At 32.3% G+C, this 14,751-nt stretch carries 13 protein-coding genes and 1 pseudogene (1 of these 14 only partly in view); 9 read left to right on the forward strand and 5 right to left on the reverse strand.

All coding sequences use genetic code 11. The features are described 5' to 3' along the window. Positions 1 to 74 precede the first annotated feature (74 nt). From CIT01_07445 to otsB, 9 genes are all read left to right on the forward strand, one after another. Entirely contained in the window at positions 75 to 1,013 is a 939-nt protein-coding gene (locus CIT01_07445; GenBank protein ID AXV38044.1) for a TIGR00269 family protein, read from the forward strand. Next, positions 1,010 to 1,210, forward strand: coding sequence for a thiamine biosynthesis protein ThiS (locus tag CIT01_07450; protein ID AXV38045.1), 201 nt, complete (start codon positions 1,010 to 1,012; stop codon positions 1,208 to 1,210). The genes CIT01_07445 and CIT01_07450 overlap by 4 nt, the downstream gene beginning before the upstream one ends. 197 nt (positions 1,211 to 1,407) lie before the next feature. After that, positions 1,408 to 2,361: a peptidase M50 gene (locus tag CIT01_07455; GenBank protein ID AXV38759.1), complete on the forward strand. Its 954-nt coding sequence runs from the start codon at positions 1,408 to 1,410 to the stop codon at positions 2,359 to 2,361. Between the two features lie 65 nt (positions 2,362 to 2,426). Beyond that, the gene (locus CIT01_07460) at positions 2,427 to 3,284 is read left to right on the forward strand and encodes a hypothetical protein (GenBank protein AXV38046.1); all 858 of its coding nucleotides are present in this window, start codon (positions 2,427 to 2,429) and stop codon (positions 3,282 to 3,284) included. 66 nt (positions 3,285 to 3,350) lie between these two features. Beyond that, the gene (locus CIT01_07465; protein AXV38047.1) at positions 3,351 to 3,773 is read left to right on the forward strand and encodes a hypothetical protein; all 423 of its coding nucleotides are present in this window, start codon (positions 3,351 to 3,353) and stop codon (positions 3,771 to 3,773) included. Positions 3,774 to 3,841: 68 nt separating this feature from the next. After that, positions 3,842 to 4,465 (forward strand): cytochrome C biogenesis protein, encoded by a 624-nt coding sequence (locus CIT01_07470; GenBank protein AXV38048.1) that lies wholly within the window; start codon positions 3,842 to 3,844, stop codon positions 4,463 to 4,465. A gap of 31 nt (positions 4,466 to 4,496) precedes the next feature. After that, entirely contained in the window at positions 4,497 to 5,333 is an 837-nt protein-coding gene (locus tag CIT01_07475; GenBank protein ID AXV38049.1) for a phosphogluconate dehydrogenase, read from the forward strand. 188 nt (positions 5,334 to 5,521) lie between these two features. Beyond that, complete coding sequence (locus tag CIT01_07480) at positions 5,522 to 5,722, forward strand: hypothetical protein (GenBank protein AXV38050.1); 201 nt, start codon at positions 5,522 to 5,524, stop codon at positions 5,720 to 5,722. 72 nt (positions 5,723 to 5,794) lie between these two features. Then, positions 5,795 to 6,598 (forward strand): trehalose-phosphatase, encoded by an 804-nt coding sequence (otsB, locus tag CIT01_07485; GenBank protein AXV38051.1) that lies wholly within the window; start codon positions 5,795 to 5,797, stop codon positions 6,596 to 6,598. Between the two features lie 55 nt (positions 6,599 to 6,653). Here otsB and CIT01_07490 read toward each other — a convergent pair whose 3' ends face one another. The 5 genes and pseudogenes from CIT01_07490 to mer form a co-directional block, all read right to left on the reverse strand. Further along, complete coding sequence (locus CIT01_07490; protein ID AXV38052.1) at positions 6,654 to 7,943, reverse strand: cytidyltransferase; 1,290 nt, start codon at positions 7,941 to 7,943, stop codon at positions 6,654 to 6,656. A gap of 394 nt (positions 7,944 to 8,337) precedes the next feature. Beyond that, a complete protein-coding gene (locus CIT01_07495) occupies positions 8,338 to 10,329 on the reverse strand; it encodes an FUSC family protein (GenBank protein AXV38053.1) in 1,992 nt (663 codons plus the stop codon). A gap of 680 nt (positions 10,330 to 11,009) precedes the next feature. After that, positions 11,010 to 12,324: pseudogene (locus CIT01_07500) on the reverse strand (hypothetical protein). 194 nt (positions 12,325 to 12,518) lie between these two features. Then, positions 12,519 to 13,577 (reverse strand): TIGR01210 family radical SAM protein, encoded by a 1,059-nt coding sequence (locus CIT01_07505; GenBank protein ID AXV38054.1) that lies wholly within the window; start codon positions 13,575 to 13,577, stop codon positions 12,519 to 12,521. 252 nt (positions 13,578 to 13,829) lie between these two features. After that, a protein-coding gene (gene mer / locus CIT01_07510; GenBank protein AXV38055.1) for a 5,10-methylenetetrahydromethanopterin reductase crosses the window boundary here: on the reverse strand, positions 13,830 to 14,751 show its 3' portion. 44 nt of this gene lie beyond the right edge of the window; the window shows 922 of its 966 coding nt (coding positions 45-966); its start codon lies off the right edge, out of view; the stop codon is at positions 13,830 to 13,832.

The raw sequence follows: 14,751 nt of genomic DNA on the forward strand, positions 1-14,751 counted from the left end.
TATTACGTGAATTTTATTAAAATTTAAAATCAGAATCTAATTATTTGCGATTATCCTAACTTTTGGAGATGAAAATGAAAATTTGCACTAAATGTGGTAATCCCCAAGTTATTATCGAAAAAAAATATTCAGGACAGGTTCTCTGCAAAGAATGTTTTATTCGAACCACCACAGAAAAAGTATTAAAGAATATTAGAAAATATAAACTCATAAAAAAGGGAGATAAAGTTACCGTAGCATTATCTGGAGGTAAAGATAGTGTTATGGTGTTGGATATCCTTAATTCTCTTTATGAGAGAGAAATAATTAACCTTACAGCGGTAACCATAGATGAGGGGATCAAAGGCTATCGTGAAGATGGAGTTAGAATTGCTGCAAGTAATGCTAAAAAATTGGGAATACAACATAAAATTGTAACCTTTAAGGATTATTTAGGCACAACCCTTGATGAAATCATGAATAAACAATCATCAAGAGAAATTTCAAGAGGGGCATGCACCTATTGTGGGGTGTTTAGGCGGTGGATCCTAAATCAAGCAGCCAAAGATGAAAATGCAACTAAACTGGCCACTGGCCACAATCTGGATGATGAAACACAGGCTATTCTTATGAATTATTTAGAGGGCAATATAGATAATCTAACCCGTATAGGCCCAAAATCAGAGGCTAAAACTAGCCAATTTGTGGTTAAGGTTAAACCTCTTCGAGAAATTCCAGAAAAAGAAGTGGGATTATATGTGGTGGCCAAAGAGTTGGAAGTGCACTTTGCAAGCTGTCCCTACTCAAGTGATTCTTTCCGAGCAGAAATTGGTAAATTTATAAAGGAATTATCAGTCGATCGTCCAACTATTATGTATTCTACTTTACGTGGATTTGATAAGATTAGACCAGTATTAAAAAAGGAATTCGCTCGAGATTATGAAATGGGCCGATGTTTGAACTGTGGAGAACCTGCAGCACATGACCTGTGTCGTGCATGTATATTTTGTAAGGAGCTGGAGGATAATAAATGAAAATTACGCTAATTATTGGGGATAAGGAAGAATCAAAAGATTACTCACAGAATAAAACCATTAAAGAATTATTAGATGACATGGACATGCCATCTGAAACAGTGGTAGTAAAGAAAAATAATGAAATTGTAATGGAAGATGAGCTAATTGAAGATGATGATATCATTGAAGTTATAAAAGTTATATACGGCGGTTAATTATCATGGATACCCTAACAAAATATATATGATGGTTAACTATTATTCCTATTTTAACAACAACCTAAAGCTTATTATCAGTAAGAAAAATGTTTAACTTTGCTTTAAACTTTGGAAGTGGATAAGTGGAAAATTTTGGGCTTTTAAATATAATAAAAGAACATATATCCAACTATTTTACGGTAAAAGATTATTATATGGATGATAAATCATTTTATTTTACCATCTATAATTATGATCCAAAATCATTTGAAAATCTTGTGGATGAACTTGATAAAATGGGATATGTTCCTTTTTTAAAAGAAAAGGGTAATTTTTATGAGATAAATGTTTTCAAAAAAAGAAAACATGGAAAATCTAATACTAACATTAACATAGCCCTTTTAATTGTTACCATCATAACTACTGTTTTTGCAGGGTACTTCTTTGGAGGAGGTAAATTAATTGATGGAATTGCCTTTTCCATAGCCATCATGAGTATTATTGGTGGCCATGAAACTGCACATTACCTGGCTGCGAAAAAACACGGTGTAAAAGCAACATTACCTTATTTCATACCAGCCCCTACTTTGATCGGCACATTTGGAGCTGTTATTAATGTTAAATCACCCATCCCCAATAAAAATGCACTTTTTGATTTAGGTGTAAGCGGCCCTTTAGTAGGGATTGTCATAACCATACCCGTGCTCATCATAGGTATTTATCTCTCAACATTGGTTCCAATGCAAAAAGATACGATAGTGTTCATGCCCTCTATCTTAATGGGATTAATTGCTAATTTCATATTTCCAGAAGTACCCTATGGTTACATGGTAAGTCTACATCCCGTGGCATTTGCTGGATGGGTGGGTATTGTTATAACCATGCTTAATTTAATGCCCGTAGCATTTTTGGATGGTGGACATATATCTCGATCTCTTTTCAGTGAGAAGGTTCACAGATACATATCCTATGTGGGAATAGCAGTAACATTCCTTTTAGGATGGATTCCCATGGGAGTGTTAATGATTATAATTATGTTTTGGTCAAAAAAACATCCTGGGGCATTGGATCACGTCACCAAACTAACAAAAAGACGGAAAATTTTAGCAGTGGTGACTTTAATAGTTTTTATACTTTGTCTATCTCCAATTCCCCTTACTTCCCTTTAAATTAGTTTAAAAAAGTCATATTAACTAATAATAATTTAATTATAACAAAAAGGAGTTTTATTATTATGAAAGTATATTATGAATGCGCATCATGTTTCTTAAGACAAGCCCGTGAGGCACTGGACCTTGCAACATCAGATGAATCATTAAAAATGGATGTGACTACTGACATAACAAAAGTTTTATGCAGTAAATTCCATGATAAGGCAGTAAATAATGTTATTGGGACTGAAATTCACAGATTAATCAAAAATAGAACCAATAACAATGATCCCTACCAAAATGAAAGGGAGATATGTAATGATATAGCAATGAAATACCTTCCAGTTATAAAGGAAGCTGTAAAAACTGAAGATGATCTGGAAAGTTATATAAAAGCATCAATTATTGGTAATCTATTGGATTTTGGTGCTTTAGGGGTGGATATGGACACAGAGGCCTTAATTAATAAAACCATGCACAATGGGTTGGCCGTGAATCATGTTGATAAACTTGAATCGGCTTTGAAAAATGCCAAGAATGTCCTCTATCTAGCTGACAATGTTGGAGAAATTATATTTGATAAAATATTAATAAAGAAGCTCAAAGACTATGATGTAAACATTACTGTTGCATTAAAGGAAAAACCAATCTTAAATGATGCCTGCGTCGAAGACGCCCTTAAAATTGGACTGGGTGAATTTGCTGATCTTAAATCTATTGGCACGGATTCCATAGGCATTATTTACCCTGAAACCTCTGAAGAATTTAAAGAAATATTTAATAATGCAGACATGATCATTGCAAAGGGGTTGGGAAATTATGAAGGATTAACGGAACTGGAAAGTGATAAACCTATTTTCTGCTTATTAAATGCCAAATGTAATCCGGTTGCTAAAGATATTGGTGTAAACATGGGGGATAATGTTATCTTGATGTTATAATGTTATAGTATCAGACAGTTTACTTACAAATAAAAATTTAAATAACTTCAAAAACTAGTTGAAAATATGAAACGGTTACTCATAATTGCAGTAATAGTCTGCTTGGTTATAGGTGCTTTTGCTATTTTTAATGCCCAGAATAATAATGATCCTGTTCAGAGTACATCTGATTTAAATTGGAATACTAATTTTAATTCAGCTTTAAGTGAGGCTAAACAAGAAAATAAGCAGGTTTTAATAGATTTTTACGCAGATTGGTGTGGAGCTTGCCAACAACTTGACCAAGACACGTTCTCAGATGCTAAAGTTAAAGAAAAACTTAATCAGAATTATGTTTTGTTGAAAGTAGATATTGATACTAATCCTGAACTTGCATCCAAGTACCAAATATATTCAGTTCCAACAATAGTAATCATTGATTCTGAGGGACAAGAAGTAAGACGACAAGAAGGATATTTTCCTCCAGATCAATTTCTAAACTTTATCTAATTAGATTTTAGTTCATATCCTTACTTTATACAAAAAGTTAAGTCTAATTAAATTGAAAAGGGAATAAAATGGATATAGGACCTTTACTTTCATTTCTAGCAGGAATAGCATCAATATTGTCTCCATGTATTCTACCAGTTATCCCCATTGTAATAGGACACTCTTTGATAAATCAAAAAAAATCAGATATAATAACATTTATAATTGGTTTCTATCTGATTTTTACGTTGATAATTGTATTAACCGCAGTATTTACTGCAGCAATAAATTACTACTTATTTTATTTCAGAATTCTTGCATCGATTATTATAATGGTGGTTGGAATTTTTTTAATTATAAATAAAAGTGTATTTCAGATTTCAAATTCGCCCAAAACAGATAAATATCCTTTTTCATCGTTGATGATGGGTTTTTTAACCTCAGTTGCATGGGCACCATGTTACGGCACGTATCTGATTGCATTGATTGCGTATAATGTCTCCACTGGAAATTTAATCTACACAACCTTTAATTTGATGCTGTTTACCGCAGGATTTTCTCTGACATTACTGATTATAGCGTTTTTAACTTCCAAAATTGATTTAAAAAAGATAATCAAATATTCTGATTGGATAAGGAGAATATCGGGAATCATAATATTTATAGCAGGATTATATCTTATCCTGAGTCTTTGGGGGATACTATATTTCTGAAATAGTTTTACATAGATATATGGTGGTTTAAGTGAAAATTGGATTTTTAGGATTTGGAGAAGTTGCATCAACATTAGCAAAAGGACTGCTAGAACATGGGGTTGAAGTTTCAACCTGTATAACTGGAAGAAGCTCAAAAACAGTGTTAAAAGCCGAAGAAATTGGAGTGAATTTATTTGACTCTAATGCGGAATTAGCCAAAAATTCAGACATGTTACTCTCCACAGTAGTACCTGGTCAGGCTGTAAATGTTGCCCAGGAGATTGAAGGAAATTTTAAGGGAATTTATGTTGATCTAAATAATGTTGCACCATATACAGTGAAAAAATGTTCAAAATTTCTCATTAATTGCAAAGTAGTGGACGCTGCAATCATCGGCAGCATAAGATCAGGATTAAAAACCCCAATAATAGCTTCTGGTAAACATTCCCATGAATTTGCAAAACTTAATGATTATGGGATGAACATTGAAGTTATAGGCGATGAAGTAGGGCAGGCATCTTCCATAAAGTTGCTTAGAAGCTCTTTTACAAAAGGTATTGCTGCACTACTTTTTGAAACCATGTTTGCCGCCTATAAAATGGGGCTAGAAGAAAAAGTTTTAGAATTCATTTCAAGGACGGAATGTCCGGAATTTAAAGATTCATCCAAATCCAGAATAATTAGTAGTGCTTATCACTCCAATAGACGTTTGCAAGAAATGGAAGAGATAGTCCAATTTTTATCTGATTCAAATGATCTTTTAATGAGTAGAGCAACCCTTGAATTTTATGAAAATCTTGACAATAATTTTGATCATTTCAAAAAACGTCCTGAAGATTATCAGGAAATCTTCAACAAATTAAAGAAGAATTTGAGCGAAAAATGATTATTAAAAATTATTTTTATTTATATGAATCCGTTTAATCTGATTTTAACTTTAATTAATTAATTTAAGTCCTATTTCCAATTATTAATGAAATTATGAATTTTCTTCGAAATGTTTATTAAATTTTAAAATCATAATAAATATCGGTAGTTCATCACAATGTTGATCCTTATCATGGTTGTGATTTCATGAAAATGGAAGAGCATATAAAGGAATGTCAAGAAGCCTTTAAACATCTTATTGGCAGGAAAGTAACAGATATTAAATTCAAAAAACAGAATAACGACTGTTGGAGAGTTTACATTATTACAGATAAGGATACGGTGGTAATGACCTACTGTAGGGATTGGATATGTCCTGAGGTTGAACACAGGCATTATAAGAAATAATATTATAGGCTTAATTTTTCTAATATTAGTAAACAAAAATTTTATTGAGCTGATTTTTTGCGCAGGTCTAAGATGGTTTTTAAAAATTTAGATGCGTTTACAACTTTTAAGGATGATCCTAAAACTGGGATTATAACTGATATCGATGGAACCATAAGTAAAATTGCCCCTACTCCCGATGAAGCAGTTGTTGAACCTTTAATTAAAGATTCAATTTCAAAACTTGTAAAAAAATTTAAATTAGTGGCAGTTGTAAGTGGCCGAAGTGTAGAGGACGCTCAACGGATGCTGGATATTGATGGGATTTTGTACGTAGGCAACCATGGGCTGGAATATTTAAAAGATGGAAAAAGATACATTGAGCCGGACGTTGTGAAAATACTTCCTCAACTAAAAGAAGCAATTGAAAAGATTCAAAACGGGGATATCTGTAGAATTCCTGGAATTCTTTTGGAAGAAAAGGGAGTTTGTTTTTCTATTCATTACAGGCAGTGTGAAGATAGTGAAAAAACTCGAAAGATCATTTTGGACTGCTTGAAAAAACTTGAACAAAAGGACCTTAAAGTTACTGAGGGTCGTAAATTGGTGGAGTTAAGACCTCCGATTGCCTTTAATAAAGGTTCTATCCTTGAGAAAATTGTATCAGACAATAATCTTAAAAAAGTCATATACTTGGGCGATGATATAACTGATGTGGATGCCTTTGATAAAATTAAAGAACTCGTTTCATTAAATAAAGTTGATGGTGCAGCAATTGCAGTCAAGTCTATGGAAGTTCCACCATATGTGATGGATCATGCAGATTACGGGGTAGACAATGTTGATGAAGTTGGAAAATTTTTCTTGTGGTTAACTGAAAATTCTAAAAATAAATAATTTCATCTCAAAATTGTTTCATCTCAATTATTTTACCACGGTAATCATTATTCTCTTATTCTATCACCGTGATTATTATTCTCCACCCTCTTTTTTTCTTAGAAAGCTGTGCTTCTAATGGTATAAAATGAGAATCTATTATAAATCTTAAATATGTTGCATGTACAGCCGGTAATCGTAGAGGACTTTTAATTTTACGATCAGGTGCTTTGATCTCACAACATAAGACGCCATTTTTATCCACATAAATGGAAGCATCCATTTTATCTTCTAAGCTGGCCAATTCAAAACTTCTAAGATGTAAACCTCCTTCAACAATATAAGGCGGAGCTTGGGATATTGTGCCCCCTTTCCTAAACTTTTTATGTGCATCAGATGACTTAACTCCTTTTGAAACATTATAAGCCACATACCAGGCCCTTTCAATTACCTGTTTTATGGTCTGGTCAGGTGGGATTATGCCATCCTTTTCATATTTTTTTAATAGTTCCAAAACCTCTAACCTGGTGACCTTCTCCTCCACGGCGCTTAAAGCCAGACGAGTTAAAACAGGCCCATAACCAGCCATACGCAATGAACTCCATACCTGACTTTCTTTCCTATACTTTCTACCTTTGATGATAGCTTCAATAGCATCAGCATTTAAATGGGCAATTTTAAGTAATTTAGAACGCGAATAATTATTTAAACGTCTCATTAAAACGTCCTGGTTACGTTTTCCAGGAACGTTTCCCTTTTCAATTTCGTCTTCAAGAATTTCTATTGTAGAATCAGGTAGCACTTTTTTTACATCATCGGGTATTCTGAAATTATTCTCTATAATTTGTTTTCTGATTTCTCTGCCGGAAATTTTTCCATCCATCTTCTCCTCAGGGATTATATGGAATTTCATTTTTCTTTTGTATTTTCCTTTTAAAAATTCGTTAACTGCAAACCAGCGTATTACATTACGATTTGGAAGATTTCGGGGTATTCCACTGAAAATTCCTTTACTGGCAAAAGAAGATGCATATTTATGGATCTTGGTGGTTGAAACATCTGCGGCATCCACATAATCCACTACTCCATCTTCGATCATCATGGCAATTCTGATGGGAACTGTATAGGCAAGGGTAAGTCTATGATGTAAGCCTTCAATGGGAACTACTCTATCTGCTCCGGCATCGAGAGCCATTCTGGATCGGGCTTCGTAATCTACAAAGAAGGGAGCATGATTGGCACTGAAATCTTTATTTAGATATATTACTACTTCTTCGTCTTTTTTATCGGCAATTTCTCTTCCTTTTTCTATTAATTTAACATGACCTTTGTGTACAGGGTCAAAATCAGCGCTTATTCCTATCAAAAAATACTCACCTTTTGCAAATCATTTAAGAATTAAACTATTATTTCTTTTTTATATCAATTTCTGCACTCTTCCGCCTTATACTATCAATTTTATATTGATATTATCCAAAATTTTTTTTATAATTGTTGTATTGCTTGCTTAATTGAACACTATCATGCTTTAAAGTGGAAATTAAGCACAGAACGACTTTTTTAAAATTATACTGGCTATTGCACATTTATAACAACAAAAAATCGCAAAAGAACGTTTATTCATTTTATCTATCACTTGCTCGGTTTATTAAGAAATTAATAATAATCTGATGTTGTTTGCTTCTTATCATAACTCGACAGTTACCACTTATTAAATATCTTTTAACTCTTCTTTTAAGTGGGCAATTATTTATTAATTTTTATTGATTCATATCTTTGTATCTATCGAGTGCTCCTGTTTCTACTGCTTCTTTAATCAAATAATGTATTAGATAGATATCAGAAACTATCCATTCAAAATATTGTTTAATTTCTTCATGTTCTTGAAGATTTTTAGAAATTATCTCATTGTAAATATGCATATCTGGTAGTTCTTCCGGTATCTCATTTCTTTTAATTGCAATTTCAAATATGTCAAGAATTTTAGAACTTAAATCTTTAAGAGGAGAGAAATCCAGTTTAGAAATCTCATGTTCATAACCTACAATTGCGGAAATATCTTCAGTAAGATTGTAACATGCACCAGATATTTCTTCATAAATTTTAAGATCATTGGAAACATCTTTAAATGAATCTTGAACCTTTTTTAATGATGATTCAAGGTTATTATATTCTAATAATGATGTTTCAAGCTTTGAAGTTGCAGCTTTATTATCATAATTTCCGGATAAAATAAGCACAGAATATTCTTGATTTGCTTTTAAAACCTTAAATACCTGATTAGGTAAATTTATCATTAATCTCTTTGGTAGTACACCATAAACAAGTATAATAGATACAATTGCACCAATAAAGATGTCTATTATCCTAGCAGCAGCATTATTAATCACTTCACCCTGTGGCCAAACAAAAACTGTAAAAACACTTACTGCCAGGATCGAAAGACCAATATAATTGGGTAAAAATGCTCTGAATAAAAAAAGTGCCACTAATGCAAATATCAGTAGCATATAATGTGGGAAAATGAAGGCTAAAATTATAGCTAATATGACTGCGAAGAGATTGAATGAAACCCTAGTAATCATGTTATCCCACGTGCTTGTAACATCAGGTTTGAGTACTATAAGAACACCCATAGCAATCCAAGCTGGATCTCTTGAATGGTCGATGAACACAAAAGATAGTGTTATTACCATTGCAATTGTAAATCTTAATGCATGACGTATGTATAATGAATCCAGATTAAATCTAGATGTTATTACCTGTTTAAATGACATCTTATTTAGAATGGTGATTTTAACAGTTTCCTCTTCATTTTGATTTATAGGGCTGGAAAGTATCCGGTTTGAATCTTCAAAAAACTTTATAAAATTATCTGCTAAAAATTTTATTGATTTATCACCCTTTTCATCCACGTATAAATTTAACTCTTTTAAATTTGATTTAACATTTTTAAGATTAACTTCTCCTTTTTTATTTGCTATATGATCTGCTATAGCGCTACTAACAGAATTAGATTCATTAAGAAAATTCTCAAATAAAACTGCTACTTTACCTGTAAGTCTTGACTGAACCGTTCTTCCATAATTTCGAAGTCCTGTCAAATACAATCCATAATCAAATAGGTGATGATACGATTCATTAATAGGAACTCCTGCTAAATTGCGTCTTATTGAACCTATTTTGTTTATAGATGTGCTAGGATCAAACCCTGATGCAACCATTTTCATTTTATAATTATCTCTTTGAATAAATTTCCATAAAAGAAGTATCGAAGCTATAAGATAAGCAAATAAAACATAAATAATCAAATCAAAAACATTTGTACTACTTTTTATAAGGATCGTTGCTGTATAATATGAAATAAAAATCAGATACCCAAATAATCCCTCAGCCTTTCCAAATATATACAGTGTAAATGGGAAAAAAGACCATATTATAGTCAAAACTATGAAAAATGGTAATCCAAACATATGTGCTACTGAAGCACTTACAAATGCCAAAGACATTAAAATAAATCCAATAACTGAAAAAGTAACAGCCTTCCGGAATGGAATTGCTTGATCCATTAGAACAGATGCAAATAAAACTACCATAAAAATAATTTCTATGCCTTGCCTTAAACCAATAAAATAAGCTATAATAACACTTAAAATAGCTAAGCCTACTGCTCTGAATGCATGGCCCCATAAAGGTTTTCCTGTGGGTGCTGAAAGTCTTTTAAATCTGCTAATAAATCCTTTTCTTTCCAAACCATCACGTCCTTAATTTTCATTAAAATTAAATTAAGTACACTAGATTAAGTTAAAGAGACCATTTTTTTAATTAGAATCATAGTTAAGTCATCAACGAATATGTCCAATAGCTCTTTTGAAGAGTTATTATGGATAGTAGGAAAATTTTAATATCCGACAGTTTAACATTGACCATATCAATGAGTACTAATGTAAATTATATCACACCGTAATATATAGTTGTTTCTAAATCTATGTGCTTATAGGGGTAATAAAAAAGCAATGTTTTTACATCAAAAATGAGGATAAAGTACACATACGTATGTGATAATTCCTATCAACTATAATTACCTCTTTTTTCAAACAATACCTTTCTCATCACTACAAATAAATCTTTTAGTAATGTGTTTTTTTATTGTTTATCAAAATATTTTTATTATTTACACAAAACAAAAATGAACTATTTTTTATTTTTCATATCATTCAATTTAAAAAATAGATAAATAATACAAAAAACCAAGTATTTATATCCGAAATGGGGATAAAGTGCACATAAGTACGTGTTAATATTATAATGTAGTAACCAATATTTAATTTGTCATTTGTTCTGTTTTCATGAATTTTTAACCGAATTATGGTTTTTATAATTATGATATTGTATCTATTTGATAATATTATTTAGGAATGTTAAGAATAAATCATTTAATTTTAATAAATTTATATTTATTACTAATTTTGTCACGAATTGATGGATTCAAAGGTTCAGCTATAACTGCCCCTATCAGTAAACCCAATGAAATAGCTACCAGTGTCATAACTACCAGCATCATATTACTTATAGCATTTAAATAATTTTGCCCAAAAAGAGTGGCTAAACTAATGAAACCAAGCGATCCCGGGACTAGTATCCAGAAAGCAGGTAATATAGATGCAGAATATGGAGTTTGAAGTTTTGATCTTTCTATAAGTGTTCCACTTATCGTCATTAGTGTTGAACCTAAAAAAGCACCGAAAAGTCCACCCAATAAATAGTTGCCTGCCTGCTGACCTAGAAATGTTATGGCTAAAACTATTAAAACTCCCGGCATATCTATTCTGCGGATAAACATGAATAAATACATACCTAGGGAAAATATTAAAATTCCAAGAATAGGCACCCACCATTCAAGTGTAATCAGGGATGTTGTAACAAAATAACTTTCTTCTGGTAATCCTACTAGTTGTATACCCACTAAAACGCCAAAAAGTAGTAAAAGCAATAATATTGTAACTCCGTAAATTAGTCTACTTGCACCGGATATAATTCCTCCCGATGCAAGTTCAAACATTCCATTGGCTAAGGTTGAACCTGGCAGGAAATATGCCAGGGAAGGTATAAGCATAATAATGGAACCTTGGAGTAAGCCCTGTTTCACAGCAGAAAAAATATACTCGAAACTATGAATGCAGCAATAACTGGTAGTATTAACGAAAATTTCGGTTTTTTTGACCAAATGATTAGAACCCCAATTATGGCTCTAGAATGCCTGAAAAAATAAATTGATTAGGTGTAGGGATTAGGAGCATTCCCAGTCCTAATGAAAATAAAATATAGCCAGTTAAAATCTTCAATTTATTTGATTCAGATTTTTTGGTTAGAATTTTCTTTAATTGTATAGTTCCTTCTAGGGGAGATATTTCGGATGCTTCTGCTTTGTGTATTAATTCATAAATTCTGGAAACCTGATCCAATGGTAATATCCCTGGCGTTTGATTAGCTGCGGTTAAAGGTTCTGATTCTTTTTCACCAATCTTTATTATTATAAATGTAGGAAAAACTATAATATCTGACTTAACACCATTGGCTTCTGATATTCTGGTAAGAGTAGATTGAATATAAATTACTGGAGTACCTGCGGATGTTAAAGCTTTACCTAATTCAGTTAAAAATTCAAGTATTTCTGGAGGAGTTATTTTTTCCTTATTAATAATATCCTCATTATTTTTGGATATTGATTCATTATTATTTATCATTTTAAACCAATTTATACAAGTTTTTTAGAAAAAATATCAATATTAATTTTTTAAATCATTTATCTAGATCTAGATTTCTATACCAAATTAATAAATTGTACAGTTTAGAAAAAAATAGCAGATCAAAAAATTAATAGTAACTATTTAAATTTTTAATAAATTTTATTGGCAACTATTAAATGTAAATTAATATTTTAAATTAAGTTAGTAGTGGACCTGTTTATTTCAGAAAATTCGAGATCTGCTTGCCATAAATCTTTACAACTACAATCAATTTCTTCAACCAATGATTGATTGAGATTTGATTCAATAATTTTATTTTTAAACTTTTTATTGCATTTCTTACAATTAAATGGACCTCTTCGAGTTCCAAACCCTGATGTGTCCATTATAACAGGTATTTTAACTAAACTGCGGACTTGGTTAATTATTTTTACAATACTCCAGATCCATGGTGGTTTATACGATCCTCTTCTCCATAATATTTCCATTAATGTCCCCTTGTGGATAGTTGCTGGACAAAAAGAAATTCGATCCACACCCACCTTCTCAGCATAAACCGCTGATTGAATCGCATCTTCTACAGCTTCTTTTTCTGAAGTTAATATTGGTTTAACAAATAAATAAGCCTTGGATTTTAACTTGTAATCTGTTTTCAGATATTTAATGGTATTTACAGCTTCTTCAAATTCTTTCCTGGAGAATCCTTTATTAATTTTTTCTCGTCGGATTTTATCATTTGCACTTTCCAAACCTAGGCTCACCTCAAATATTTTATCCCCTAAAATTTCACAGCATTCTATAAGCACGTCACGATTTACATATTCTGGCCGGGATTCAACAACCACTTCTTCGACATGTTCTTCCTTTCCTAATATTTCTAAGATTTCGGCCCGGGCTTCTGGGGGGAATTCCTCTTCATTTAGGAAACTTCCCGATGTAAAAATTTTCACCACAGTCTTTTCACTGAGTTCATGTCTTTTTAATGCATTTTTAAAGATATCTATTAAAACATCTGCAGAGACAGGTTCCAGTACAGAATCAGCAATGTAACTGCACATGGTACATCCACCTGAAGAAGAAAGTGCCCATGAACAACCTTTTGTTGGTAGAATTATGAAAATTGCTTTTCCAATTCCGGAATATAGGAGATCCTCCTGGGACCAGTTAGGGGCCAGTTTGTATGGTGATCTGGGTTCCATTTTTTTAAGGGCGTTTTCCCTAACTTCTCTCATTAATTTTTGTATTTCCATAGTTTTGCCTGATTAAATATAGTTTAAATACTAGAAAATTTTAACTTCCAATTTTTTTCAACTTCCAATTTTAAAATAATGAATAATTAAATTGATATATATCTTTGGTTTATTTTCATAAAAAGCGTTTACATTATAACTTTTTTTTAGTTATAAAATTGAAGAATAAGTTTAATAATATAGAATTGGGATTTTTTTTAGAATAAGATTTAGAATCAGAAATAAAATAAAAAAATAAAGAATTTTGGAGAATTAGAATGCGCTAATTACTTCTCCAAGGAGTTTAATGGATTTTTCTTTGTCAGGACCAATTGGTGAACCAGCAACGTATTGGGTTACACCCATTTCTCCGAGAGCTTCAATTTTTGGTACGAAGTCATCTGGGGTTCCTACAACTGAGAATGCATCCATTAATTCGTCAGTAACAGCTCCGATTGCTCCACCGAAGTCACCTTTACCTAAGAATTCTCCAAATTTAGCTCCAGTGTCAGGTGCTAAACCGTGTCTTTCGAAGACTGGTGGTGGGGATCCAGCTGCGATGAATGCAACAACGATTTTTGCTGCGTTTAATGCGTTGGCAGCATCAGCGTCAATGGAACAGCAAGTATATGCTGCAACATCTATATCTGCTAAAGATTTACCTTCTGCTTCTGCTCCTTCTTTTATGAGTGGCACAGCAGCTTCAAAGTCTTTAGGGTTTGATGCGTTGATTAATGCACCGTCTGAGAATCCTCCGGCAGTTTTTAACATCATTGGGCCTTGGGCTCCCATGTAAATTGGGATTTTTTCTTGGACGGTTTTAACACCCATTAAGTTAGCTCCGCTGGCTGTTTTTCCACCGGACATTAATGTGCTCATGGTTACAATAGCATCTTTGATGGTGGACACTGGTTTAGTCCATTCAATTCCTAATGCATCAAAGGTAGCTTTGTCACCAGGGCCAATACCTAGGGTTGCTCTTCCATTTGATAATTCGTCTAAGGTTGCAACTGCAGATGCAGTTATTGCTGGGCTTCTTACATATGGGTTGGTTACACCAGGACCCATTTTTATGGTTTCAGTTCCGTCAGCAATTAATGCTAGAGTTTCATATACATTTTTATTGTTGTAGTGGTCTGTAATCCACGCGTATTCAAAACCTACGTCTTCTGCTAATTTAACAAGCTTTACTATC

The sequence above is a fragment of the Methanobacterium sp. BRmetb2 genome, from assembly GCA_003491285.1.
In the GTDB taxonomy this organism is placed as follows: domain Archaea; phylum Methanobacteriota; class Methanobacteria; order Methanobacteriales; family Methanobacteriaceae; genus UBA117.